This is a genomic window from Pseudomonas sp. SC3(2021), assembly GCF_019856535.1.
GTDB lineage: Bacteria > Pseudomonadota > Gammaproteobacteria > Pseudomonadales > Pseudomonadaceae > Aquipseudomonas > Aquipseudomonas monsensis.
In genome coordinates, this window is record NZ_CP082236.1 from 681,612 (window position 1) to 707,867 (window position 26,256).

General features: G+C 59.6%; 21 protein-coding genes. 13 read left to right on the top strand and 8 right to left on the bottom strand.

Features of this window, described 5'->3' with window-relative positions:
- Window positions 1–10 precede the first annotated feature (10 nt).
- From K5Y35_RS03210 to kdgD, 3 genes are all read right to left on the bottom strand, one after another.
- Window positions 11–1,375 (bottom strand): MFS transporter, encoded by a 1,365-nt coding sequence (locus K5Y35_RS03210; protein ID WP_123464624.1) that lies wholly within the window; start codon window positions 1,373–1,375, stop codon window positions 11–13.
- A gap of 159 nt (window positions 1,376–1,534) precedes the next feature.
- On the bottom strand, window positions 1,535–2,980 hold the full coding sequence (locus tag K5Y35_RS03215) for an aldehyde dehydrogenase family protein (RefSeq protein ID WP_222833658.1): 1,446 nt from the start codon (window positions 2,978–2,980) through the stop codon (window positions 1,535–1,537).
- Window positions 2,981–3,055: 75 nt separating this feature from the next.
- Window positions 3,056–3,967, bottom strand: coding sequence for a 5-dehydro-4-deoxyglucarate dehydratase (gene kdgD, locus K5Y35_RS03220; RefSeq protein WP_007915340.1), 912 nt, complete (start codon window positions 3,965–3,967; stop codon window positions 3,056–3,058).
- A 236-nt stretch (window positions 3,968–4,203) separates the two neighbouring features.
- Here kdgD and K5Y35_RS03225 point away from each other — a divergent pair, with 236 nt between their 5' ends.
- From K5Y35_RS03225 to K5Y35_RS03235, 3 genes are all read left to right on the top strand, one after another.
- The gene (locus K5Y35_RS03225; RefSeq protein WP_222833659.1) at window positions 4,204–5,508 is read left to right on the top strand and encodes a phospholipase; all 1,305 of its coding nucleotides are present in this window, start codon (window positions 4,204–4,206) and stop codon (window positions 5,506–5,508) included.
- 10 nt (window positions 5,509–5,518) lie between these two features.
- The gene (locus tag K5Y35_RS03230) at window positions 5,519–5,710 is read left to right on the top strand and encodes a hypothetical protein (protein WP_222833660.1); all 192 of its coding nucleotides are present in this window, start codon (window positions 5,519–5,521) and stop codon (window positions 5,708–5,710) included.
- Between the two features lie 211 nt (window positions 5,711–5,921).
- A complete protein-coding gene (locus K5Y35_RS03235) occupies window positions 5,922–6,296 on the top strand; it encodes a hypothetical protein (protein ID WP_222833661.1) in 375 nt (124 codons plus the stop codon).
- A 3-nt stretch (window positions 6,297–6,299) separates the two neighbouring features.
- On the opposite strand, the gene K5Y35_RS03240 is transcribed toward K5Y35_RS03235, so the two are convergent.
- The 4 genes from K5Y35_RS03240 to K5Y35_RS03255 form a co-directional block, all read right to left on the bottom strand.
- A complete protein-coding gene (locus tag K5Y35_RS03240; protein WP_177490658.1) occupies window positions 6,300–7,046 on the bottom strand; it encodes a FadR/GntR family transcriptional regulator in 747 nt (248 codons plus the stop codon).
- A 191-nt stretch (window positions 7,047–7,237) separates the two neighbouring features.
- Window positions 7,238–8,965, bottom strand: a complete 1,728-nt coding sequence (locus K5Y35_RS03245) for an ABC transporter ATP-binding protein/permease (RefSeq protein WP_222833662.1) — start codon at window positions 8,963–8,965, stop codon at window positions 7,238–7,240.
- A gap of 96 nt (window positions 8,966–9,061) precedes the next feature.
- Entirely contained in the window at window positions 9,062–9,622 is a 561-nt protein-coding gene (locus K5Y35_RS03250) for a response regulator transcription factor (RefSeq protein WP_003221630.1), read from the bottom strand.
- A complete protein-coding gene (locus K5Y35_RS03255; RefSeq protein WP_123464611.1) occupies window positions 9,615–10,877 on the bottom strand; it encodes an ATP-binding protein in 1,263 nt (420 codons plus the stop codon). Before K5Y35_RS03255 ends, K5Y35_RS03250 begins: the two co-directional genes overlap by 8 nt.
- Window positions 10,878–11,287: 410 nt before the next feature.
- Here K5Y35_RS03255 and K5Y35_RS03260 point away from each other — a divergent pair, with 410 nt between their 5' ends.
- Window positions 11,288–12,004, top strand: a complete 717-nt coding sequence (locus K5Y35_RS03260) for an SIMPL domain-containing protein (protein ID WP_123464609.1) — start codon at window positions 11,288–11,290, stop codon at window positions 12,002–12,004.
- A 170-nt stretch (window positions 12,005–12,174) separates the two neighbouring features.
- Here K5Y35_RS03260 and K5Y35_RS03265 read toward each other — a convergent pair whose 3' ends face one another.
- Window positions 12,175–12,540, bottom strand: coding sequence for a DUF6124 family protein (locus K5Y35_RS03265; RefSeq protein WP_128614580.1), 366 nt, complete (start codon window positions 12,538–12,540; stop codon window positions 12,175–12,177).
- 955 nt (window positions 12,541–13,495) lie between these two features.
- Between K5Y35_RS03265 and K5Y35_RS03270 the strand changes: the two genes are divergently transcribed.
- The 9 genes from K5Y35_RS03270 to K5Y35_RS03310 all read left to right on the top strand — a co-directional run bounded on the left by K5Y35_RS03270 (window position 13,496) and on the right by K5Y35_RS03310 (window position 26,089).
- On the top strand, window positions 13,496–15,097 hold the full coding sequence (locus tag K5Y35_RS03270) for an ABC transporter substrate-binding protein (protein ID WP_222833663.1): 1,602 nt from the start codon (window positions 13,496–13,498) through the stop codon (window positions 15,095–15,097).
- A 259-nt stretch (window positions 15,098–15,356) separates the two neighbouring features.
- On the top strand, window positions 15,357–16,982 hold the full coding sequence (locus tag K5Y35_RS03275; RefSeq protein WP_222833664.1) for an ABC transporter substrate-binding protein: 1,626 nt from the start codon (window positions 15,357–15,359) through the stop codon (window positions 16,980–16,982).
- A 302-nt stretch (window positions 16,983–17,284) separates the two neighbouring features.
- Complete coding sequence (locus K5Y35_RS03280; RefSeq protein WP_123464600.1) at window positions 17,285–18,883, top strand: ABC transporter substrate-binding protein; 1,599 nt, start codon at window positions 17,285–17,287, stop codon at window positions 18,881–18,883.
- Window positions 18,884–19,059: 176 nt separating this feature from the next.
- Window positions 19,060–20,436, top strand: coding sequence for an OprD family porin (locus K5Y35_RS03285; protein WP_123464598.1), 1,377 nt, complete (start codon window positions 19,060–19,062; stop codon window positions 20,434–20,436).
- A gap of 77 nt (window positions 20,437–20,513) precedes the next feature.
- Window positions 20,514–22,109 (top strand): ABC transporter substrate-binding protein, encoded by a 1,596-nt coding sequence (locus K5Y35_RS03290; protein ID WP_222833665.1) that lies wholly within the window; start codon window positions 20,514–20,516, stop codon window positions 22,107–22,109.
- 73 nt (window positions 22,110–22,182) lie between these two features.
- The gene (locus tag K5Y35_RS03295; protein ID WP_007953665.1) at window positions 22,183–23,193 is read left to right on the top strand and encodes an ABC transporter permease subunit; all 1,011 of its coding nucleotides are present in this window, start codon (window positions 22,183–22,185) and stop codon (window positions 23,191–23,193) included.
- Window positions 23,194–23,203: 10 nt separating this feature from the next.
- Complete coding sequence (locus tag K5Y35_RS03300; protein WP_123464594.1) at window positions 23,204–24,130, top strand: ABC transporter permease subunit; 927 nt, start codon at window positions 23,204–23,206, stop codon at window positions 24,128–24,130.
- A gap of 10 nt (window positions 24,131–24,140) precedes the next feature.
- On the top strand, window positions 24,141–25,109 hold the full coding sequence (locus K5Y35_RS03305; RefSeq protein ID WP_186748607.1) for an ABC transporter ATP-binding protein: 969 nt from the start codon (window positions 24,141–24,143) through the stop codon (window positions 25,107–25,109).
- A complete protein-coding gene (locus tag K5Y35_RS03310; RefSeq protein ID WP_025109499.1) occupies window positions 25,109–26,089 on the top strand; it encodes a peptide ABC transporter ATP-binding protein in 981 nt (326 codons plus the stop codon). The genes K5Y35_RS03305 and K5Y35_RS03310 overlap by 1 nt, the downstream gene beginning before the upstream one ends.
- The last annotated feature ends 167 nt before the right edge of the window (window positions 26,090–26,256 follow it).

Sequence of the window (26,256 nt, forward strand, 5' to 3'; positions counted from 1 at the left end):
ACGCCGCTCCTCAGGAATGCGCTTGAGACAATTTGCCGGTGGCTTCAGTACCGCCATGGGTTGGCGGCTCTTTGAGTACCACGCGTTTGATCGGGCCGACGATCACCAGGTAGCTGAACACCGCAACCAGTGCGTTGGCACCAACGAACACCAGCGCCCATTTGAACGATCCGGTGGAGCTGATGATGTAGCCGATCACGATCGGCGTGGTAATCGAAGCGATGTTGCCGAAGGTGTTGAACAGGCCACCGCTCAGACCGGCGATCTGTTTTGGCGAGGTGTCGGAGACCACCGCCCAGCCCAGCGCGCCCACGCCTTTGCCGAAGAACGCCAACGCCATGAAGCCCACGACCATCCATTCAACGTCGACATAGTTGCAGGCCACGATGCTGCTGGACACCAGCAACCCGGCGATGATCGGCGCCTTGCGGGCGAAAGTCAGCGAATGCCCTTTGCGCAGCAGGTAATCGGAAATCACCCCGCCGAGCACGCCACCGATGAAGCCGCAGATCGCCGGCAACGAGGCGATGAAACCGGCCTTGAGAATGGTCATGCCACGCTCTTGCACCAGGTACACCGGGAACCACGTCAGGAAGAAGTAAGTGATGCCGTTGATGCAGTACTGGCCCAGGTACACGCCGAGCATCATACGGTTGGTCAGCAACTGACGAATGTAATCCCATTTCGGCCCGTCAGCCTTTTTGCCTTTGTTCTGGTCCATGTCGACCATGCCGCCGTTGTCGGCGATGAACTGCACTTCCGCTGCGTTGGCCATCGGATGCTGACGCGGGCTGTGGATAACCTTGAGCCAGATCCCCGAGAAGACGATGCCGAACACGCCCATGACAATGAACACGTGCTCCCAGCCAAAGCTATAGACGATCCAGCCCATCAGCGGCGCGAACAGCACGGTGGCGAAGTATTGCGCCGAGTTGAAGATCGCCGAAGCGGTGCCGCGTTCAGCGGTTGGAAACCACGCGGCGACGATGCGCGCGTTGCCCGGGAAGGATGGCGCCTCCGCCAGACCGACGAGGAAGCGCAGCATGAACAGCGCAACAATCGCCGTGGACATGCCGAACTCACCGACAAAGCCTTGCAGCACGGTGAACAGCGACCAGGTGAAAATGCTCAGGGCATAGACTTTTTTCGAGCCAAAGCGGTCGAGCAGCCAGCCGCCGGGGATTTGCCCGGCCACGTAGGCCCAACCGAAGGCAGAGAAGATATAGCCGAGGGTGACCGCGTCGATGCCCAGATCTTTTTGCAGGCTGGAGCCGGCGATGGCGATCGTGGCGCGGTCGGCGTAGTTGATCGTGGTCACCAGAAACAGCATGAGCAGGATCAAATAGCGGACGTGAGTCGGCTTGGACGATTGCATGTAGATGTACTCCCACTGATTATTTTTATGCGCGGGTGAATCTTCTTTGGTCTGTTTTTTGTGGGAGCTGGCCTGCCGGCGATAGCATCACTGCGGTTGTTCAGTTACACCGCGGTGATGCTATCGCTTGCAGGCAAGCCCCCACAGGTATTGCGTGTGTCAGGAGCCTATGTAGGCGGTTTTCACCACGGTGTAGAACTCTTGCGCATAGCGGCCTTGCTCACGTGAGCCATAGGATGAACCCTTACGGCCCCCGAACGGAACGTGGTAATCGACGCCAGCGGTCGGCAAATTGACCATCACCATTCCGGCCTGCGAGTGACGCTTGAAGTGGTTGGCGTACTTCAGCGAAGTGGTGGCGATACCCGCCGACAGACCGAACTCGGTGTCATTGGCCATTGCCAGCGCCGCGTCGTAATCCGCCACGCGAACAATGTTGGCCACCGGGCCGAAGATTTCTTCGCGGCTGATACGCATCGACGCTTCGCTGTCGGCAAACAGCGTTGGCGCGAGGAAATAACCTTCGGTGTCACAGGTCACCAGACCGCCGCCGCTGACCAGACGCGCACCTTCGGACTGGCCGATGTCGATGTACTTCAGATCCTGTTCAAGCTGCGCCTGGGAAACCACTGGACCGATGTCAGTGCCGGATTTCAGGGCGTGGCCGACCTTGATCGACTTCATGCGCTCGGCCATCGCCTCGACGAACTTATCGTGGATCCCGGCAGTGACGATCAAGCGGCTGGAAGCGGTGCAACGCTGGCCGGTGGAGTAGAACGCACTCTGCACCGACAGCTCGACCGCTTGTTTGAGGTCGGCGTCGTCGAGAATGATCTGCGGGTTCTTGCCGCCCATTTCCAGTTGCACTTTGGCTTGGCGCGACACGCAGTTGACCGCGATCTGCCGACCCACGCCCACCGACCCGGTGAAGCTGATGCCGTCGACTTTCGGGCTCTGCACCAGCGCATCGCCAACCACACGACCGCTGCCCATCACCAGGTTGAACACGCCGGCCGGAAAGCCTGCCCGGGAGATGATTTCGGCCAGTGCCCAGGCGCAACCCGGCACCAGATCGGCCGGTTTCAATACCACGCAGTTGCCGTAGGCCAAGGCTGGCGCGATTTTCCACGCCGGAATTGCAATCGGGAAGTTCCACGGGGTGATCAGACCGACCACGCCGAGTGCTTCGCGGGTGACTTCAACATTGACGCCCGGACGCACCGACGGCACGTAATCGCCGGACAGACGCAGGCATTCACCGGCGAAGAATTTGAAGATGTTGCCGGCACGAGTCACTTCGCCGATGGCTTCGGGCAGGGTCTTGCCCTCTTCCCGGGCCAGCAAGGTGCCGAGTTCTTCGCGACGGGCGAGAATTTCGCTGCCGACTTTATCCAGCGAATCGTGACGGGCCTGAATACCCGAGGTCGACCATGCCGGGAAGGCCGCGCGGGCGGCGTCGATGGCGGCGTGAACCTGAGTCAGATCAGCCTTGGCGTAATCGCCGATGGTGTCGCTCAGTTCCGACGGGTTGATGTTGGCCGAGTAGTCGGCACCGGCAACCCATTCGCCGTTGATGTAGTTGTCGTAGCGTTTTGCAGTTGTCACAGGGGCAGCCCTCAAATCTCAAAGCCTTCACGCAAAAAGCCGCTGATTGCTCAGCGGCCTCGCTTATATCGGGTGTTACTGCGCACCTTGCTTGTCGATCAGCGCGGCGAGCATTTCGTACTCTTCGCCGGTCAGGTCGGTCAGCGGGGCCCGCACCGGGCCTGCGTCATAGCCGGCGATTTTCGCGCCTGCCTTGACGATGCTCACGGCATAACCAGCCTTGCGGTTGCGAATGTCGAGGTACGGCAGGAAGAAGTCGTCGATGATCTTGCCGACGGTGGCGTGATCTTCACGAGCGATCGCGTGGTAGAAGTCCATCGCGGTTTTCGGGATGAAGTTGAACACCGCCGAGGAGTAAACCGGCACGCCCAACGCCTTGTAGGCTGCGGCGTAGACTTCGGCGGTCGGCAGGCCGCCGAGGTAGCTGAAGCGATCACCGAGGCGGCGGCGGATCGACACCATCAACTCGATATCGCCCAGACCATCCTTGTAGCCGATCAGGTTCGGGCAGCGCTCGGCCAGACGTTCCAGCAGCGGTGCGTTGAGGCGGCAAACGTTGCGGTTGTAGACGACCACGCCGATGTTGACCGATTTACACACAGCTTCAACGTGAGCGGCAACGCCGTCCTGGCTGGCTTCGGTCAGGTAGTGCGGCAGCAGCAACAAGCCTTTGGCGCCCAGACGCTCGGCCTCTTGAGCGTATTCGATGGCCTGGCGGGTTGAACCGCCAACACCGGCCAGAATCGGCACGCTGGTCGCGCAGGTGTCGACGGCCGTCTTGATGATTTCCGAGTATTCGCTGGCAGCCAGGGAGAAGAACTCACCGGTGCCACCGGCGGCGAACAATGCTGAAGCGCCATACGGGGCCAGCCATTCCAGACGTTTGATATAGCCCGCGCGGTTGAAATCACCCTGCGCGTTGAAATCGGTGACCGGGAAGGACAGCAGGCCGGCGGAGAGGATGGACTTCAGTTCTTGTGGATTCATTTTTCGAACACCCTGGGTGGCAACGTTTTTTGTGAGTTTTATGATTCAGCCAGCGCTGAAGTTGTAGGTCATCGTACAACTTAAAAGATAACCGTCAACTGCATTTCATCGCTGACCAGCATTTTTTGTCGGACAGGATTCTTTCTTGACGTAGGAAAATTCTCATCTAGGCTCAATTCAACTGTATATATATACAGTTAAATTAAACCCACCGATGACATATCAAGGAGAAAGAAATGTCCGGACTACAGCCCAAACCACAGGAAAGACCCAAGCCGGTCATCGCCCGTTTCGATGATCTGTTCACCAAGACCGGCATCCGCTTCAGCACCGACAACCCGCATCTGGTGCTGCACATTGCCGACGCCCACAGCGATGTCGAACCGGTCACCGGCCTCCCCGGCAAACCGCTCAAAGGCAAAGCGCAATTGCGCTTCGAAGGCGCTGAACACACGGCCATCGGCGACAACACCCTGCTGCGCTTCAGCGAAACCGCCGAACCGATCCGTGCGCAAAACGTGCCGTTACACCTGCCCAACGGCCTCGCCCTGACCTACGGCCAGATCCTGGCACTGGGCGGCGATTTCTACGGTGTGGTCGACCGGCCGATCAACGAAGGGGCGACCCCGGCCGATCGCCTGAACCGCTTCAACGCTGCCTTCGATTCCCTTGCCGTGCTGTCGGCGTCCCGTGCTGAGGCGCCGCAGATCCTCGCGGTCATGCAGAAAGAAATCGACGCGGTTAAACAGGCGATCAAGGACGGTAAACAACCGCATGAAGCCTACGATGCGCTAGGAGATACGTTGTCGGAAGAGTGGAACAAGCTCACCGGCGGCGGCAGCTTTGTTTCGGCGCTGTTCCCGCTTGGGCGTTATCTGAAACTGGCGGCGAACAACGCCGATCACTTCGGCGAATGGGCCAGACTGGCCTACATCGCCGGCCACACCGCCGCCCTGCAGACCGCCGTCGCGGCCCGGGCCAGTCACGATGAGCAACAGCTGGAAAGGGCCTACGCGATGAACGCGTTCGCCGACCATTTCCTCACCGACCTGTTCTCCTCCGGGCACCTGCGCGTGCCGCGCAAAGAGATGGCGGCGGTGGTGACGCCCAGCGATCTTGGCTCGCTGGTAACCCGCTTCATGCATGACGAAGACAGCAAATTCGGCCTCAAGGTGCGCAACGCCCATGGCGCTCAATGGCGTGCCTTCGGCGACAAGCGCTATTTCGAGGCCAGCGACGCGGACAACCGCACCCAGGTCAATCTGGCTGTGCAGGCCTCGGCGGATGAAGTCTTTGCCGCCTACCTCAGCGGCAATGCGCCCGCTCCGTCGGCGTTCGCCGCGCTGCAACGGCTGCCGGATCTGACGGCGGTACTGAATCTTTCCAGCAACTTCTCGCCGCTGTTCCGGGTCGAGGGCGGCAAAGTACTGCGGCGCAAGGACGTCAACAACCTCAACGACACCGCGACCATCGACGACTGGTGGGGCTGGAGCACCTATCTATTGCTAAAGGACTACCAGCCCACCGGCAACGTCAATTGAGGAGAACACCATGAAGATCACATTGAAACTGGAACTGGCCTCAGGCCAATCGCTCAAGGGTGCGCCGCTGGAACTGTTGGCCAAAGGCCTGCCAATTGCCCGGGCGACCGTGGATGATCAGGGATACGCGACGTTTAACGCCAAACCCGTCACCGGGCCGCTGGCCGTGAGAGTGGATCGCTGGATTCTGCCCACCCTCTAAACCCTTCCCAGCAGGAGCTACCGCAGGCTGCGATCCTTTGACGTTGATTTTTAATGATCAAGATCTAAAGGTCGCAGCCTGCGACAGCGCTTGCAAAAGGAAATTGAAATAGCTGGCAACGAACGGTTTAAAGCACCTCTGCGCAAAGGCCCGTACCGTGCACAAACCGCCGTGAACGGATCACGGCTCACCTCGCACGGAGAGCGAACCCATGACTTTTGCCCCACCAATCCTTTCCCAAGCCCCCGGTCACCCACCGGAAAAAGCCACTGTCAGCCTGTCGACACTCGGCGACGAATTGATTCTTCAGGTGCCTGACGCGACCGACATTCCGGCGAACTGGGAGGTCTACCCGATTCTCGGCGCCGATCCCGAAGACCCCGACTGGCAAGGGCAGACCCAGCCCACCGGGATCTGGGACGATGCCAGCGAAGAGGCAATGAAACTCAACGGTATCGAGTTGCGCATCCCCAGGGAGGCGCTCGAAACCTATCTGAACGAAGAGGTTGAGCTGCGCTACAAGTTCGCCGATGAGTCCAGTCTGGAGCCGTGTTCCGAGCTGCTGATGCTCTGCATCGAAACCTGAGGCTCAGCGCTGCGCCTGTGCCTCTTCATGGGCCTGGCGCAATCGTTCGCGGCTGTTGGTCAGGTGCAGACGCATGGCGGCACGGGCCGCATCGGAATCCTGACGGGCGATCGCTTCGTAGATTTCTTCGTGCTCGCGGCTCAGACGGCTCATGTAGTGCTGCTGATCGTCATGCGCCAGCCGCGCGGAATTCAGCCGCGTACGCGGAATGATGCTGGTACCCAGGTGGGTCATGATGTCGGTGAAATAACGATTGCCGGTGGACAGCGCGATTTCCAGGTGAAAGGCGAAGTCCGACGCAACCGCGTCACTGGCGTGTGCAGCGCTTTCGTTGAGCGCATCGAGAGCGGCACGCATGGTTGCCAGTTGCTCCGGGCTGCGGCGTTGCGCCGCGAGCCCGGCCGACTCGACTTCCAGGCTGATGCGCAATTCGAGAATGGCCAGCACATCCCGCAGGGTAACGACGGTGGCCGGATCAATCCGGAAACCGCTCGGGCTCGGGGTATCGAGCACAAAAGTGCCGATGCCGTGGCGGGTTTCCACCTGACCGGCGGCCTGCAAACGGGAAATCGCCTCGCGCACCACTGTGCGGCTGACCCCATGAGCTTCCATGATCGCCGACTCGGTGGGCAGCTTGTCGCCACGCTTGAGCAGGCCATCGCGGATCTGCTCGCTCAGCACCGTCACCAGTTCCTGGGCCAGGCTGCGGCGCTTGCGTGGGAGGCGCGGGGTGTCGATCAGGTTTTCCATGGTGTGCATCGGGTCTCGAAAATTCGGCTTGTGGGCATGATAGCTCAAGCGGGTTGTACGATCACTTTCCATTTCCATACAAAACCTGTGGGAGCTGGCTTGCCAGCGATGAGGCCATACCTGTCGACGAAAATGTCGACTGAACCGACGCCATCGCTGGCAAGCCAGCTCCCACATGGGATGTGTGTTGATCAGGCAGTCACGGTCTGTTCAACCAAATGGCCGCTGTCGATCCGCACATGCCGTGGGTGGAAGCGTTTCAGACTGCTGCGATGGCCGACGCTGACAATGCTCAGCCCCGGCAATTGATCGATCAGCGCTTGGTATAGCGTTGCCTCATCCTCTTCATCCATCGCTGAGGTAGCTTCATCCATGTACAGCCACTGCGGTGCGTAAAGCATTGCACGAGCGAAGGCCAAACGTTGCTGCTCGCCCGGCGACAGCATGCGCTGCCAGTGATTGGCCTCGTCCAGCCGCGCGACCAGATGCGGCAAGCGGCAGGTTTCCAGCACTTGTGCATAACGTTCCGGCGCGTAGGTGTCGCCCGGTTGTGGATAACTGAGCGCCTCGCGCAGGGTGCCGATCGGCAGATACGGTTTCTGCGGCAGGAACAGATACCGCGCCGCCGGCAGCCGAATGTTGCCGTGCCCCGCCGGCCACAAATGCCCCATTGCCCGCAGCAACGTGGACTTGCCGCTGCCGGAGCGGCCGCTGAGCATCACCCGCTCGCCCGGCTCGACAGTCATATCGGCATTGGTCAGCAGATGACGACCGTCGGCCAGATCCAGGCCAAGGTTGCGTACGTTCAATTCGCTCCCCTGATTCTGCACAACGATGGCCGGCGCGCGGTCTTCGTTGTCGGTCATGGCCTGGCGGAAACTCAGCAGTCGATCACAGGTGGCGCGCCAGGAAGCGAGGCTCTGGTAAGCATTGATGAACCAACTGAAGCTTTCCTGAACGTTGCCGAATGCCGAGCTGATCTGCATCAGCTCACCGAGCTCAATCTTGCCGGACAGGTAACGCGGCGAAGCCACGATAAACGGAAAGATGATGGCCGCCTGACTGTAACCGGCGGTAAAGAATGTCAGGCGTTTGGACACTTTCATGATGTCCCAGAAGTTGTGCCAGACATTACCGAAGCGGGCGCTCAATCGGCGATTCTCGTTCGGTTCGCCGTTGTACAACGCGATGCTTTCGGCATTCTCGCGAATTCGCACCATGGAAAAACGCAGGTCGGCTTCGAAACGTTGTTGCTGGTTATTCAGACCGATCAAGCGACGACCGATCAAATGCGTCAGCCAACTGCCCACCACAGCGTAAACCAGCACACACCAGAACATGTAGCCGGGAATGGTGACGCCGTACACTTCAATACTGCCCGACACGCCCCACAAAATGATCGAGAACGACACCAGGCTGACAATATTGCGCAGCAGCCCGATGCCCAGTTCAAGCGTGTTGGAGGTGAAGTTGTTGAGGTCTTCGGAAATCCGCTGATCCGGGTTATCGGTGTAACCACCCTGCTCCAGCTGGTAATAATTCTTGTCGGCAAGCCATCGGGAAAAATGCTTTTCAGTGAGCCAGGCCCGCCAGCGAATCGTCAGCATCTGAGTCAGATAAAGCCGGTAAACGGCACCGATAATCGCCACAGCCGCAATCACACAGAAATACAGGATCAGTTGCCAGAACGCCGCTTCATCCTTCTTTTGCAGCGCATTGTAAAAGTCCTTGTACCAAGTGTTGAACCACACCGAGATACCCACGCTCAGTAGCGAGAGCGCGATTACTGCGATCAACAGCGTCCAGGCCTTGCCCTTCTCTTCACTGCGCCAATAAGGCGTGATGATTCCCCAAACCTTGCGAAAAAACTGCCCGCGCACAGCATCGTTGACCGCGGAATATTCAGCGTTCTGATTCATGGATAAGGCTCAATATAGAAAAGAACAGACACGCACCGATCATAGTAGATCGGTGCGTTTTATCGCGAGGGCTGAAGATAGCCGTTCAGCGCAGGTTCAGCGACGAACCGGGCGCTTCTGCAGTTTGCGCTGCAGGGTGCGGCGGTGCATGCCCAAGGCGCGGGCAGTGGCGGAGATGTTGCCTTCGTGCTCGGTCAGCACACGCTGGATGTGCTCCCACTGCAGGCGATCGACCGACATCGGGTTTTCCGGCACCAGGCTGTCGAGGTCGGCGTGCTCGGAGAGCAGCGCGGCCAGCACGTCGTCGGCGTCGGCCGGTTTGCACAGGTAGTTGCAGGCACCGCGCTTGATCGCTTCGACGGCGGTGGCAATGCTCGAGTAACCGGTGAGGATCACTACGCGCATTTCCGGGTCCAGTTCCAGCAACTTCGGCAGCAGCACGAGGCCGGAGTCGCCGTCCATTTTCAGGTCCAGCGCGGCGTAGTCCGGCAGGTCAGCCTGGGCGATGGTCAGGCCCTCTTCAGCGGAACCTGCGGTACTCACGCGAAAGCCGCGGCGGGCCATGGCGCGAGCCATGACTCGGGTAAAGGTCGCGTCGTCGTCGACCAGCAGCAGATGCGGCAGCTCTTCGCCTTCGACTTGGATTTCGTCACTCATGTTGGTCTCCTCGGGCGCCGTGGGGCAGGCGCAGCTCGGTGAGCGTGCCGCCTTCCTCATGACTGTAGAGTTTCACTGAGCCGCCGGCGCGTGTCACGCTGGCCTTGCTCAAAAACAGGCCCAGGCCGAAACCTTTGCCCTTGGTGGTAAAAAAAGGTTTGCCGATCTGCTCGGCGATGGCCAGCGGCACGCCGGCACCGTGGTCACGAATGCTGATGGTCACGTTCTCGACGTCCCAGTCCAGGGTGACCTGGAGATTTTCCGGGCAAGCGTCGGCGGCGTTGTTGAGCAGGTTCAACAGCGCCTGAGTCAGATCCGGCGGCGGCGCCATGCGCGGCACACTGCCCTGACCGAGACGCTGGAAGCGGTAACTGGCTTCCGGACGCATCAGATGCCAGCGGTTCAGTGCTTCGTCGAGCCACTGGGTGACGTCCTGCATCTCCACGGCCATCCGCCGGTTGGCCTCGGCAGCACGCACCAATTGTTGCAGGGTCTCTTTGCACAGTTTGACCTGATCCTGCAGCACTTTCAGATCGTCTTGCAGCATCGGGTCGGGATGATCCTGCTGCATTTCCTTGAGCAATACACTCATGGTTGCCAGCGGCGTGCCCAGTTCATGCGCCGCGCCGGCAGCCTGGGTGGCGACGGCGAGCAACTGCTGATCGCGCAGGCCTTCTTCACGGCGGATCGCCCGCAGCTCTTCCTGGCGGCGCAGCTCCTCGGCCATGCGTGCAGCAAAGAACGTGATGACCGCCGCCGCGAGGGCAAAGCTCAGCCACATGCCATAGATCTGCAGGTTCTCGCGGGCCACCGGCAGGGTTTCCAGCGGGTAGAAACGCGTCAGCATCAAGGTGTACAGCGCCAGCGCAATACCCGACAGAATCACCGAATAACGCCACGGCAGCGTCACGGCGGCGATGGTCAGCGGCACCAGGTAATAGGAAACGAACGGGTTGGTCGAACCGCCGGAGAAATACAGCAGCGCACTGTGGATCACCAGATCGCACGCCAGCTGCAACGCGTATTCGAGCTCGGTCACCGGCCACGATGTGCGCAGGCGCACGGCGGTGAACACGCACAGCAGCGTCGAGCAACCAAGGGTCATCGCCAACTGCACCCACGGCAACGGCAGCAGTTGCAGCCAGTAGGCCAGGCCGACGGAGCCCGCCTGCGCAGCGAGCACCAGGGTGCGAATGAAGGTCAGCCGCCAGAGGTTCTGGCGAGTGGCGGAAGTCAGTTGTACGGGGGCGAGCATGAGCTCTCCTGATGAGCGCTCCAGGCGGATCGCACGGAGTATAACCAAGCCGCGGCCTTGAGAGGCGAAAGTGCGGCAAACGACCACATGGCGTAGCGGGCAAATTCGGCTAAGCCGCCCTCAACTTCTCAGTGAGTAGAGTCCAATTGTGGCGAGGGTGTTTATCCCCGATGGGTGGCGAAGCCGCCCCAAAAATCTCCAGCGCCGTTCTTTCAGGCATTTCTCGGCAGCTGGATTGGCGACTGCTTCGCAGCCGATCGGGGATAAATCCCCTCGCCACATGAGCGCTCTCAGTCCAGCCTTGGCCATCTGTATAGAAGTTGTAACTGGGCGAACCGGATCGCAGAAGCTAGAGTCTGATGGTTCACGCAGGCCCGAACCAACACCTGCGCCCTTATCAAGGAGCCTTCATGCACACATTTCGCCGCAGCGCCGCCCTTCTCGCCCTGACCGTCGGCAGCGCCGCTAGCCTTCCAGCCCTGGCCGCCGATGAGCTGCACTACAACCAGATTGCCCTGCGCGCCGAAGTCAGCCAGGAAGTGGCCCGCGACCTGATGATCGTGACCCTCTACACCGAAGAACAAAACACCGACCCGGCCAAACTCGCCGCCGACGTCAGCACCACCATGAACAAGGCTCTGGCCCAGGCCAAGCAAGTCAAAGACATCACCCTGCGCCAGGGCAGCCGCAACAGCTACCCGATCTACGACACCAAGGGCCAGAAAATCACCGGCTGGCGCGAACGCGCCGAACTGCGCCTGGAAAGCGCCGACTTCGCCGCCCTGTCCAAACTCACCGGCGAACTGCTGACCGACCTGAAAATGGGCGGCATGGACTTCGCTATCGCCGACCCGACCCGCAAGGCCAGCGAAGACCAATTGCTCAAGGAAGCCGTCACCGCCTTCAAGGCCCGCGCCCAACTGGCCACCGACGCTCTGGGCGGCAAGGGCTACAAAATCGTCAACCTGAACCTCAACAGCAACGGTTATCCACAACCGTACATGCGCGCCCCGATGATGATGAAAGCGGCGGCCATGGATTCGGCGCCAGTGACGCCGGAAGTTGAAGCCGGTACCAGCCAGGTCAGCATGACGGCTGATGGCTCGATTGAAGTGTTGATGCAGTGATTTGATGTGGGCTGAATGAAAAACCGCCGATCGGTGAATGATCGGCGGTTTTTTTATTCCCGGGATTCTTGGTGATTCGTCTGACGCCATCGCGAGCAGGCTCACTCCTACAATTTGCAATGTGTTCCCCTGTAGGAGTCAGCCTGCTCGCGAAGAACGATAAAGCGGTCTCAGGTCTGCGGATCAACCCGATCCAGCGCCCGGTTCACCGCCAGCTCGGCCAGCATGATGATCTGCTGGATCGCCAACGCCGTATTACGCTCGGGCCGGCCCAACTGATCGGCAAAATTACCTGCCAGCGTATTCGCCGACGCCAGTGACTCACAGGCATGCGCCAGCAGGCTTTCAGTGTCGATGTTTGGCTGAATCAGGAACATCGTACTGGGTTGCCGGGGTTTGACCGGGTCGGGGCTGAGGTAAAAATCCAGGGCGCGTTTGATGGCTTCGCGGTTTTTGGCGAGGTCGTCGGCGCGGATGGCTTCGGCGAGTGGGGTTGTGGGTTCGAGGGGTGGATCGGGGACAATTTTATCTTTCATAAAAATCTGCTCGTCATTCGAGCCAGCCCTTAGCCATTTCTCACGTGGTAAAGGGTGGCAGCTATGTGCGGAGTGAGAAACCGGTGAGCAGAAAACCGGCCAGACCGAAGTCTGCCCGCACACAGCCGCCATAAGGCATCGCGACAGCTTATAAGTCGGCCGCAATTATGGTCTTACTGGTGCTAGTTTCAAGCTCGACGGGTTCTCACACCCGATCGCTGAACATTCAGCGACAACCAGAGCCTAGAGAGCCCACGTCCGACGGACAACCTGAAAACCTTGTGGGAAGGTTCTGATTATTTGACACAAATTTAAACAACCAAAAGCCAACCCTCACCCTAGCCCTCTCCCGGAGGGAGAGGGGACTGACCGCGTGGACTGGAAGAGATACGCCGACGTGCGATACCGAGTCGAACTCAGATTCTGAAAAGCCCACAAATCGGCCCCCTCTCCCTCGGGAGAGGGCTGGGGTGAGGGGCGAATCCAACACAAAACCAAAGCCGAACACGTCGTGCTCTTCACCACTCAATAGGCCGAGTGTCAGCTCGCCTGCTTTTGATCTTGATCCACGGGCGACATCGGAAGGCTGAGTGGAGGGATTGATCCGGGCGTGGGAGCGCAGCGACCGTTTGGCGCAGCCAAACACAGCGAGAGGAGGTGCAGCGAAGCAAACCGTAGGCGCTGCGCCCGGATCGATCCCGGAGCGAAGGAACCCCGAGCCCCAGCGAGCGGGCCGCACGCAGGAGCAAGCGTTTTTGGTTACTTTTGAGGCGTTTGTCAAAAGTGACCCGCCGTAAGGGCGGAACCCTAAGCAGCCATCACCGCAGCAACGGATATGCCCACAATCGCTGGATATACCGAGATAGACACTCCCCCAAGAAAAACGATATTTCCGAAGCCCCCCAAATCCCCGCTACCCTAAAAACACAACCACCTCCAACTCCCCGGGGACTCCATGGAAAGATTCACCCTCAAGCCACTATTAATCACCCTCGCCCTAACAGCCATAGCCCCGATCGCCAACGCCGCCACCACCCTGGTCTACTGCTCCGAAGCCAGCCCCGCCGGCTTCGACCCCAGCCAATACACCAGCGGCACCGACTTCGACGCCTCCGCCGAAACCGTCTTCAACCGCCTCACCCAATTCAAACGCGGCGGTACCGACATCGAACCCGGCCTGGCGACAAAATGGGACGTCTCCAGCGACGGCCTGCAATACACCTTCCACCTACGGCAAGGCGTGAAATTCCACACAACGGAATATTTCACCCCGACCCGCGACTTCAACGCCGACGACGTCCTCTTCACCTTCCAGCGCCTGCTCGACCCGGACAACGCCTTCCGCAAGGCCTACCCCGCCGAGTCCCCGTACTTCACCGACATGGGCCTGAACACCACGATCAAATCCGTGGAAAAGATCGACGACCAGACCGTGCGCTTCAACCTGAACAACGTCGACGCCGCCTTCGTGCAAAACCTCGCCATGAGCTTCGCCTCGGTGCAATCGGCCGAATACGCCGCGCAACTGTTGAAGGAAGGCAAAGCCGCCGACCTCAACCAGAAACCGGTGGGCACCGGCCCGTTCGTGTTCAAGCGCTACCAGAAGGACTCGCAAATCCGCTACGCCGCCAACACGGCGTACTGGAAACCCGAAGACGTCAAAATCGACAACCTGATTTTCTCGATCACCCCGGACGCCGCCGTACGCTTGCAAAAACTCAAGGCAGGCGAATGCCAGGTCAGTGGCTACCCACGCCCGGCCGACATCGAAGTGATGGAAAAAGACTCGAACCTGCGCGTGCTCAAACAAGCCGGTTTCAACCTCGGCTTCCTCGCCTACAACACCACTCACCCGCCACTCGACCAGCTCAAAGTGCGGCAGGCACTGGACATGGCCATCGACAAACTGGCGATCATCAAAGCCGTTTACCAAAGCGCCGGCCAACTGGCCCAAAACGCCTTGCCGCCGGCGCAATGGTCGTATGACCCGAACATCAAGGATGCTCCGTACGACCCGGTCAAAGCGCGGGCGCTACTGAAAGAAGCCGGGGTTGCACCGGGTACAACCATCAATCTCTGGGCGATGACGGTGCAGCGCGCCTCGAACCCGAATGCGCGAATGTCGGCACAAATGATCCAGCAGGACTGGGACAAGATCGGCATCAAGGCCAACATCGTCAGTTACGAATGGGGCGAGTACATCAAGCGCGCCAAGAATGGCGAACACGACGCGATGATCTATGGTTGGACAGGTGACAACGGCGACCCGGACAACTGGCTCGGCGTGCTCTACAGCTGCGCGGCAGTGAAAGGCAGCAACTACGCCAAATGGTGCGACCCGGCATACGACAAACTGGTGCAGCAGGCCAAGGTCTCCACCGACAAGGCGCAACGGGTAAAACTGTATCAACAGGCGCAACTGATCCTTAAACAGCAGGTGCCGATCACGCCGATTGCCAACTCCACGGTGTTCCAGCCGCTGCGCAAGGAAGTCACTGACTTCCGCATCAGTCCGTTCGGGCTGACCCCGTTCTATGGCGTGGGTATAAATAAGTAACACCAAGCCCCAAGGCGGCGCGCACAACGTGACCCGCGCACCAATTTGGGGCCTCGTTTGCACCGTAAAAACCACCCGCAAACGGTCAAATGCGTCAGAAGTTACACAGATGCGACATTAAGGTACGTTCGTGCCACGCTTTGAGGCCAGCAGCCGCTCTGGATCTTGCAATGGGTATGGTCGCTGCATAAGTATCCGCAGGCACGACTCACGAGGTCGTACCTCAAATCAAAAAATGACAACAAATCATGAGGCCAACATGCTTAAACACGCGGTCATTCCGTTTTTAGTCGGCGCAGGCTTGTTAGCCTCCGCACCTTTCGCATCCGCTGCGACTAACCTGGTGTTCTGCTCCGAAGGGAGCCCGGCTGGATTCGACCCAGGCCAATACACCACCGGAACCGACTTCGACGCCTCAGCCGAAACCATGTTCAACCGCCTGACCCAGTTCGAGCGCGGCGGCACCGCCGTGATTCCTGGTCTGGCGACCAAGTGGGACATTTCCGAAGATGGCCTGACTTACACCTTCCACCTGCGTGAAGGCGTCAAGTTCCACACCACCCCGTATTTCAAGCCGACTCGTGAGTTCAACGCCGACGACGTGCTGTTCACCTTCAATCGCATGATTAACAAGGATGACCCGTTCCGTAAGGCGTACCCGACCGAATTCCCGTACTTCACCGACATGGGGATGGACACCAACATCACCAAGATCGATAAAGTCGACGACCACACCGTCAAGTTCACGTTGAAAGAAGTCGATGCCGCGTTCATCCAGAACATGGCCATGAGCTTCGCCTCGGTTCAGTCCGCTGAATACGCAGCGCAGCTGTTGAAAGAAGGCAAGGCAGCCGACATCAACCAGAAACCGGTCGGCACCGGCCCGTTCGTGTTCAAGAGCTACCAGAAAGACTCCAACATCCGCTACACCGGCAACAAGGACTACTGGAAGCCTGACGACGTGAAGATCGACAACCTGATCTTCGCCATCACCACCGACCCGTCGGTACGTATCCAGAAGCTGAAAAAGAACGAGTGCCAGATCACCCTGTTCCCGCGTCCAGCGGATCTCGCGGCCCTCAAGGCCGACAAGACCCTGAAGATGCCTGACCAGGCCGGTTTCAACCTGGGCTACATCGCCTACAACGTGATGGACAAGGTCAAAGGCAGCAACGAACCGAACCCGCTGGCTGACCTGCGCGTGCGCCAGGCGCTGGACATGGCCGTGAACAAGCCACAGATCATCGACTCGGTTTACCAGGGCGCCGGCCAGTTGGCCGTCAACGCCATGCCGCCGACCCAGTGGTCTTACGACACCACCATCAAGGACGCCAAGTACGACCCTGAGAAAGCCAAACAGCTGCTCAAGGAAGCCGGCGTCAAGGAAGGTACCGAGATCGTGCTGTGGGCGATGCCGGTGCAGCGTCCGTACAACCCGAACGCCAAGCTGATGGCTGAAATGCTCCAGTCCGACTGGAAGAAGATCGGCCTGAACGTGAAGATCACCAGCTACGAGTGGGGCGAGTACATCAAGCGCTCCAAAGGTGGCGAGAACCAGGCCATGATCATTGGCTGGAGCGGTGACAACGGTGACCCGGACAACTGGCTGAACGTGCTGTTCGGCTGCGACTCGCTCAGCGGCAACAACTTCTCCAAGTGGTGCGACAAGAAGTTCGACGGCCTCGTCAAGGAAGCCAAGCGCACGACCGACCAGGCCAAGCGCACCGAACTGTACAAAGAGGCGCAACACGTCCTCAAAGATGCAGTCCCTATGACACCTATCGCTCACTCGACGGTGTACCAACCCATGCGCGCCAACGTGCAGGATTTCAAGATCAGCCCATTCGGCCTGAACTCCTTCTACGGCGTCAGCGTCAGCAAATAAGGCACGGCGACGGCGACGTTTTTAACGTCGCCGTTGTTTTTCCTGCCGGGAAGTTAGGAATTTGCCTACATCCAAATCCGCTGCGGATGACTGCATCGGTATAGGACGTGTCGCCTTTTCCTACGAGTATTCAGGCAATTACGCATTTACTGCCAGACCCACGGCCCCTACCGTCGGGATCCGACCAGTTTCTGCGTGGGCCACCGGCTTGCCGTACGCACTGGATTGAGCTCAATGCGACCACACCGTCTCCGGATGAGACTGCGGCGCATTGCACAACACTAAAAAAGAGGGAGCGTCATATGCGCCATACCTTGGTTTTTTCCGCATTGCTGGGCGCCGGCCTGTTGGCCGCCACGTCCGCCAGTTACGCCGCCAGCAACAGCCTGGTGTTCTGTTCCGAAGGCAGTCCCGCTGGTTTTGATACCGCGCAATACACGACGGCGACGGACAACGACGCCGCCGAGCCGCTGTATAACCGTCTGGTGGAATTCGAAAAAGGCGCAACCAATGTCGTCCCAGGCCTGGCAACCAAGTGGGATATTTCCGAGGATGGTCTCAAGTACACCTTTCACCTACGTGAAGGTGTGAAATTTCATACCACGCCTTATTTCAAACCGACCCGCGATTTCAACGCCGACGACGTGCTGTTCACGTTTAACCGCATGCTCGATCCGCAACAGCCCTTCCGTAAGGCTTATCCGACCGAGTTTCCGTATTTCAACGGGATGAGCCTGAACAAGAATATCGCCAAGGTCGAAAAGACCGGGCCACTGACCGTGGAGTTCACGCTCAACAGCGTCGACGCCGCGTTCATCCAGAACATCGCCATGAGCTTCGCGGCCATCCTGTCCGCCGAATACGCCGACAAACTGCTGGCAGAAGGCAAGCCGAGCGACATCAATCAGAAGCCGGTCGGCACCGGGCCGTTCGTGTTCAAGAGTTATCAGAAAGACTCGAACATTCGTTACACCGGTAATAAACATTACTGGGACCCGAGCCGGGTCAAACTCGACAACCTGATCTTCGCGATCAACACCGATGCTTCGGTCCGTGTGCAGAAACTCAAGGCCAACGAGTGCCAGATCACCCTGCATCCGCGTCCGGCCGATGTCGATGCGCTGAAGAACGATCCGAAACTGCAACTGATCTCCAAGCCGGGTTTCAACCTCGGCTACATCGCCTACAACGTGCGCCACAAGCCTTTCGACCAGCTCGAAGTGCGCCAGGCGCTGGACATGGCGGTGAATAAACAAGGGATTCTCAACGCCGTTTACCAAGGCGCCGGCCAACTGGCCGTCAACGCCATGCCGCCGACCCAGTGGTCCTACGACGATACAATCAAGGACGCCGCCTACAACCCGGAAAAAGCCAAAGAGCTGCTCAAGGCTGCCGGCGTGAAAGAAGGCACCGAGATCACCCTGTGGGCGATGCCGGTGCAGCGTCCGTACAACCCCAACGCCAAATTGATGGCCGAAATGCTCCAGGCGGACTGGGCGAAAATCGGTCTGAAGGTGAAGATCGTCAGCTACGAATGGGGCGAATACATCAAGCGCACCAAGAACGGCGAGCACGACATCAGCCTGATCGGCTGGACCGGTGACAATGGTGACCCGGACAACTGGCTCGGCACGCTGTACAGCTGCGACGCCATTGGCGGCAACAACTACTCCATGTGGTGCGATCCGGCGTACGACAAGCTGATCAAACAGGCCAAAGTCGTCACCGACCGCGACCAGCGCACCACGCTCTACAAACAGGCACAGCAATTGCTCAAGCAGCAAGTGCCGATCACGCCTGTCGCCCACTCGACGGTCAACCAGCCGTTAAGCGCCAGGGTTGAAGGCTTCAAGGTCAGCCCCTTCGGTCGCAATGTGTTTTCAGGCGTCAGTATCGATTAACCCAGCCGAATAGCCGCAACGCTGAGGGGGACCGTCTATCCCCCTCTCGCAAGCGCTTTGCCGAAATTCGCCAATCCGGCCTTTTGCAAACGTTTGCGGTGTGTAAATGAGTTCTAAACCAATAACCGGCCAACCCAAAAAAGCCGGCATAAAAAGAAAGTAAAGGAGCTTCACCCATGAAACTGAGCAGCACCGCGATACTGGCTCTGGCCATTAGCAGCATCACCGCCGGAGCCCACGCTGAAACAGTCAGCCAGGACTTCATGCCGACGCAACTGGCCAGCACCAACGCCCAGTCCGAAGCCAAAGGTTTTATCGATGGCCAGAGCCTGTCGGGTTCGACCCGCAACTGGTACGCCAACGAAGAAAAAAAGCGCGGCGGCACCTTCAAGTATGAGCGTCACGGCGAAACCCTGAACGGTTCGCGCCGGATCAACTGGGTTCAGGGCACCATCCTGAACTACACCTCGGGCTTCACCCAGGGCACCGTGGGTTTCAGCACCGAAGTCGCGGCCTACAACGCCATCGCGCTGGATCGCAGTCGCGAAGACATCAAGGGCGGTTCCAACCGTACCCTCGCCCACTCCAACGGCGATGCGGTTGACCAGTGGAGCAAACTGGGCCTGGCCAACGTCAAGGCACGGATCTCCAACACCACCCTGACCGCCGGCCGCATGAACTTCAGCAGCCCGATCGTCGACGTCATCGGCAACCGTCCATTGCCTTCGAGCTTCGAAGGTGTGGCGATCCACAGTGAAGAATTCGACAACCTGTCGTTCGACCTCGCCACCTTCGACCGCGTGTCGCCACGTACCGAACAGAGCCTGTCGAAATTCCGTACCGAATACAGCAACACCGGCGTTGAAACCGATCACGTCAACACCGCCGGCGTGAACTACCAGCCGCTCAAGAGCCTGAAAACCAGCCTCTACGCGACCCAGGCTGAAGACTTCTGGAACCAGTACTACTTCGGCGCCACTCACGAACTGGGCGACAGCTCGGTACTGAGCCTGACCACCGGCCTGAACTACTACAAGACCGTCGACGAAGGCAAAAAGCTGATGGGCGAGATCGACAACGACACCTACTCGCTGTCGTTCGGTCTGACTCACCAGGCGCACACCCTGACCTTCTCGTATCAGGAAGTGAACGGTAACGAGTACTTCGACTACCTGCACGAAACCAACGGTATCTACCTGGCCAACTCCCTGCTGTCCGACTTCAACGGACCGAACGAGAAATCCTTCCAGATCGCCTACGGCATCAACATGGCCGAATACGGCATTCCGGGCCTGAAGTTCAACGCCTACAGCGCTCGCGGCTGGGGCATCGACGGTACTCACTACGTCGGCACTGCTTACGATGTCCGCAACATGGACGGCGAGCACCACTACGAATACGGCATCGGTTCTTCTTACGCCGTGCAAAGCGGCCCGCTCAAGGCCACGACTATCCGCGCGACCTACACCACCCACCGCGCCAGCGAAAACCAGGCTGACGGCAGCATCAACGAGTTCCGTCTCGTGACCACCATTCCGTTCAACATCCTGTAAAAACCGCCAACCGACGGCTGACTCATGATGAGTCGGCCGTTCGGTTTTTGTCTTCAACCGATTGCAGAGGGTTATCGATGAAAATGCTTCCCCTACGTGCGGCCGTCGCTGCCGCGTTGTTGAGCGCCGCCATCGGCGTCTCGGCCAAACCCTTGGTGGTCTGCACCGAAGCCAGTCCGGAAGGCTTCGACATGGTCCAGTACACAACTGCAGTCACTGCCGATGCGGTGGCCGAAACCATCTTCAACCGTCTGGCGGACTTCAAGCCCGGCACCACCGAGGTGATTCCGGCGCTCGCCGAATCCTGGGACATCAGTGAAGACGGCCTGACCTACACGTTCCACCTGCGCAAAGGCGTCAAGTTTCACACCACCGAATACTTCAAGCCGACCCGCGACATGAACGCCGACGACGTGGTCTGGAGCTTCCAGCGTCAGCTGGACCCGAATCACCCGTGGCACAAACTGTCGAGCGTGGGCTTCCCGTACTTTGAAAGCATGGGCTTCAAAGAACTGCTCAAAAGCGTAGAAAAAGTCGACGACAACACGGTCAAGTTCAACCTGACCCGCCGCGAAGCGCCGTTCCTGGCCGACATCGCCATGGCGTTCTCCTCGATCTACCCGGCCGAATACGCCGACCAGTTGCTCAAGGCCAACAAGACCGGCGACCTCAACAACAAGCCTGTCGGCACCGGCCCGTTCATCTTCCAGCGTTATGCCAAGGATGCGCAGGTGCGCTTCAAGGCCAACCCGGACTACTTCCGTGGCAAGCCACCGGCCGACGCGTTGATCCTGGCGATCGCCACCGACAACAACGTGCGCCTGCAGAAGCTCAAGGCCAACGAGTGCCAGATCGCCCTGTATCCGAAACCGGATGACATCCCGAGCATCAAGAAAGACAGCAACCTGAAAGTCGACGAGCTGGACGCGATGACCGTCTCGTACATCGCCATGAACACCCAGCACAAATACATGAACGACGTGCGCGTGCGTAAGGCCATCGACATCGCCTTCGACAAGGAAGCCTACGTCAACGCCCTGTTCGGCAAAGGCAACGCCTCGGTTGCGGTCAACCCGTACCCGCCGACCCTGCTGGGTTATAACCACGACCTGAAGAACCCGCCTCGCGATCTGGACAAGGCCCGCGCCCTGCTCAAGGAAGCCGGGGTTCCGGAAGGTACGGTGTTTACCCTGTTTACCCGTAACGGCGGCGGTCCGACCAACCCCAATCCGATGCTCGGCGCACAGATGATGCAGGCTGACCTGGCGAAAGTCGGGATCAAGATCGACATCCGCGTGATGGAATGGGGCGAAATGCTCAAGCGTGCCAAGGCCGGCGAACACGATATGGTGTCGGCCGGATGGGCGGGCGACAACGGCGACCCGGACAACTTCCTGACGCCTATGCTCAGTTGTGAAGCGGCCAAGAACGGCGAGAACTACGCGCGCTGGTGCAATGAGAAATTCCAGGCGCTGCTGGACGAAGCACGGGCTAAAGTAGATCCGGCCGAACGTGCGAAACTCTACGAGCAAGCCCAGGTCCTGTTTAATCAGGACCAGCCATGGATCAGCATGGCCCACACCCGGATGTTTACCGCAATGCGCAACAACGTAGAGGGTTATCACATCAGCCCTCTCACCACTAATAACTTCGCCACTACCCAGGTGAAGTAGATAAGAAACTCCCGGCCTCCCTGACCCCAGGGAAGCCGGGCACGCCTAACCGGCTGATGAGGTACCACACACGATGTTTAGTTTTATTGCCCGCCGACTGGGGTTGTTGATCCCCACGTTTTTCGGCATCACCTTGCTGACTTTCGCGTTGATTCGCATGATTCCGGGCGACCCCGTGGAAGTGATGATGGGCGAACGTCGGGTCGACCCCGAAATGCACGCTCAGGCAATGGAACGCCTAGGTCTGAACAAGCCACTGTATGCCCAGTACCTGGACTACATCGGCAAACTGGCCCACGGCGATCTCGGCGAATCCCTGCGCACCCGTGAGAGCGTATGGACCGAGTTCACCTCCCTTTTCCCGGCGACCCTGGAACTGTCCATGGCCGCCCTGCTGTTCGCCGGCATCCTGGGCCTGTTGGCCGGGGTGATTGCGGCCCTCAAGCGAGGATCCCTGTTCGACCATGGGGTGATGGGTATCTCCCTGGCGGGGTACTCGATGCCGATCTTCTGGTGGGGCCTGATCCTGATCATGTTCTTCTCGGTGAGCCTGGGCTGGACCCCGGTGTCCGGGCGGATCGACCTGCTCTATGACATCGAGCCGCGCACCGGTTTCATGCTGATCGACACGCTGCTGGCCGATGACATGGGTGCGTTTCTCGACGCCCTGCATCACCTGATCCTGCCGGCCATCGTGCTCGGCACCATTCCGCTGGCCGTGATCGCGCGGATGACCCGTTCGTCGATGCTCGAAGTGCTGCGTGAGGACTACATCCGCACCGCCAAGGCCAAAGGCCTGTCGCCGTCGCGCGTGGTGTTCGTGCACGGTCTGCGTAACGCGCTGATTCCGGTACTCACCGTGGTCGGTCTGCAAGTCGGCACCCTGCTGGCCGGTGCGGTCCTGACCGAAACCATCTTCTCCTGGCCCGGTATCGGTAAATGGCTGATCGAAGCCATCGGCGCCCGGGACTACCCGGTTGTGCAAAACGGCATCCTGTTAATCGCCTGCCTGGTGATTCTGGTCAACTTCGTAGTGGACATCCTCTACGGCTTTGCCAACCCACGCATCCGTCATCAGCGCTGAGGTCCATACCATGAGCACTCCAACATCCTCAGTAGCCACTTCCGCCCCAAACGCGGATCAAAGCCTGCTGTACCCGTCTCCGTACAAAGAATTCTGGCAAGCCTTCTCCAAGAACAAGGGCGCGGTGGCCGGCCTGCTGTTCATGCTGCTGATCATCTTCTGCGCGATCTTCGCGCCATGGGTCGCGCCGCATAACCCGAGCGAGCAATACCGTGACTTCCTGCTGACGCCGCCGGCATGGCTGGAAGGCGGGCAGTTGCAGTTCCTGCTCGGCACCGATGAACTGGGCCGTGACCTGCTGTCGCGTCTGATCCAGGGTTCGCGCCTGTCGCTGCTGATCGGCCTGTCGTCGGTGGTGATGTCGCTGATCCCGGGGATTCTGCTGGGTCTGTTCGCCGGTTTCTTCCCGAAGATGATCGGCCCGACCATCATGCGTCTGATGGACATCATGCTGGCCCTGCCGTCGCTGCTGCTGGCGGTGGCGATCGTCGCCATCCTCGGCCCAGGCCTGATCAACACCGTGATCGCCATTGCTGTGGTATCGCTGCCGTCCTACGTGCGTCTGACCCGTGCTGCGGTGATGGGCGAACTGAACCGCGACTACGTGACCGCTGCGCGCCTGGCCGGTGCCGGCCTGCCACGCCTGATGTTCATCACCGTGCTGCCCAACTGCATGGCACCGCTGATCGTTCAAGCGACCCTGAGCTTCTCTTCGGCGATTCTCGACGCGGCGGCGCTGGGCTTCCTCGGCCTTGGCGTACAACCGCCAACCCCTGAGTGGGGCACCATGCTGGCCTCGGCCCGCGACTACATCGAACGCGCTTGGTGGGTGGTGAGCCTGCCTGGTTTGACCATTTTGCTCAGCGTGCTGGCAATCAACTTGATGGGCGACGGCCTGCGCGATGCGCTGGACCCGAAACTCAAGAACGCCGCCTGAGGAGATTCCCATGTCACTGCTAGAAATCAAGAATCTCAACGTTCGCTTCGGCGACAAGACCGCGACGCCCGTTGTCGACGGCCTCGACCTGAAAGTCGACAAGGGCGAAGTACTGGCCATCGTTGGCGAATCGGGCTCGGGTAAATCCGTGACCATGATGGCGCTGATGGGCCTGATCGAGCATCCCGGCATCGTCACCGCCGACTCGCTCAGCTTTGACGGCAAGGACATGCTCAAGCTGAGCAATCGTCAGCGTCGGCAAATCGTCGGCAAAGACCTGTCGATGGTGTTCCAGGACCCGATGACCGCGCTCAACCCGAGCTACACCGTCGGTTTCCAGATCGAAGAAGTGCTGCGCCTGCACCTGAAGATGTCCGGCAAGCAAGCGCGCAAACGCGCCATCGAGCTGCTGGAAAAAGTTGAAATCCCGGGCGCCGCCAGCCGCATGGACGCCTACCCGCACCAACTGTCCGGCGGTATGAGCCAGCGTGTGGCGATTGCCATGGCGATTGCCGGTGAGCCGAAACTGCTGATCGCCGACGAACCGACCACTGCTTTGGACGTGACGATTCAGGCGCAGATCATGGACCTGCTGCTGGCGTTGCAGAAAGAACAGAACATGGGCCTGGTGCTGATCACCCACGACCTCGCGGTCGTGGCCGAAACCGCCCAACGCGTGTGCGTGATGTACGCGGGGCAAGCCGTTGAAGTCGGTCAGGTGCCCCAACTGTTCGACATCCCGGCGCACCCCTACAGCGAAGCGCTGCTCAAGGCGATTCCCGAGCACAGCCTCGGCGCCTCGCGCCTGTCGACCCTGCCGGGCATCGTTCCAGGCCGCTACGACCGTCCGCAGGGTTGCCTGCTGTCGCCGCGCTGCCCGTACGTGCAAGACAGCTGCCGTGCGCAGCGTCCGAGCCTTGACCCGAAAGCCAACAGCCTCGCCCGCTGCTTCTACCCGCTGAACCAGGAGGTGGCGTAATGGCCGTCGTACTTACCGCCCGCGACCTGACCCGTCATTACGAAGTCTCCCGTGGCCTGTTCAAGGGCCATGCGACCGTGCGCGCACTGAACGGCGTGTCGTTCGAGCTGGAGGCCGGCAAGACCCTCGCCGTGGTCGGCGAGTCGGGCTGCGGCAAATCCACCCTCGCCCGCGCCCTGACGCTGATTGAAGAGCCGTCGTCCGGTTCCTTGAAAATCGCCGGCCAGGAAGTCGCCGGTGCCGACAAGGCCCAGCGCAAACAGCTGCGCAAAGACGTGCAGATGGTGTTCCAGAGCCCGTACGCATCGTTGAACCCACGGCAGAAAATCGGTGATCAGCTGGCTGAACCTTTGTTGATCAACACCAACCTGTCGGCGACCGAACGTCGCGAGAAAGTCCAGGCGATGATGAAGCAGGTGGGCTTGCGTCCCGAGCACTATCAGCGCTATCCGCACATGTTCTCCGGCGGTCAGCGCCAGCGCATTGCGCTGGCCCGGGCGATGATGCTGCAACCGAAAGTGCTGGTGGCGGACGAACCGACCTCGGCGCTGGACGTGTCGATTCAGGCGCAGGTGCTCAACCTGTTCATGGATCTGCAGCAGGAGTTCAACACGGCTTACGTGTTCATTTCGCACAACCTGGCGGTGGTGCAACACGTGGCCGATGACGTGATGGTGATGTACCTCGGTCGCCCGGTGGAACTGGGCCCGAAAAACGACATCTACGAGCGCCCGCTGCACCCTTACACCCAGGCACTGCTGTCGGCGACCCCGACCATTCACCCGGACCCGAACAAGCCGAAAATCAAGATCGTCGGCGAACTGCCCAACCCGCTGAACCCGCCCGCTGGCTGCGCTTTCCACAAACGCTGCCCGTATGCGACCGAGCGCTGCAGCACGGAAGAGCCGGCGTTGCGCCAACTCGATAGCCGGCAGGTGGCTTGCCACTACGCCGAGCAGTTCCTCGACGGCGCGGCATAAGCAAATCCGGAGAGCGATACAAAACACTGTGGGAGCGAGCTTGCTCGCGAAGGCGCTGGATCATTCAACATAGATGTCGCCTGATACACCGCTTTCGCGAGCAAGCTCGCTCCCACAGGGATCGCATTTCAAACAGGGTGACTTGTTAACCAAACCCCTTCCGTCTC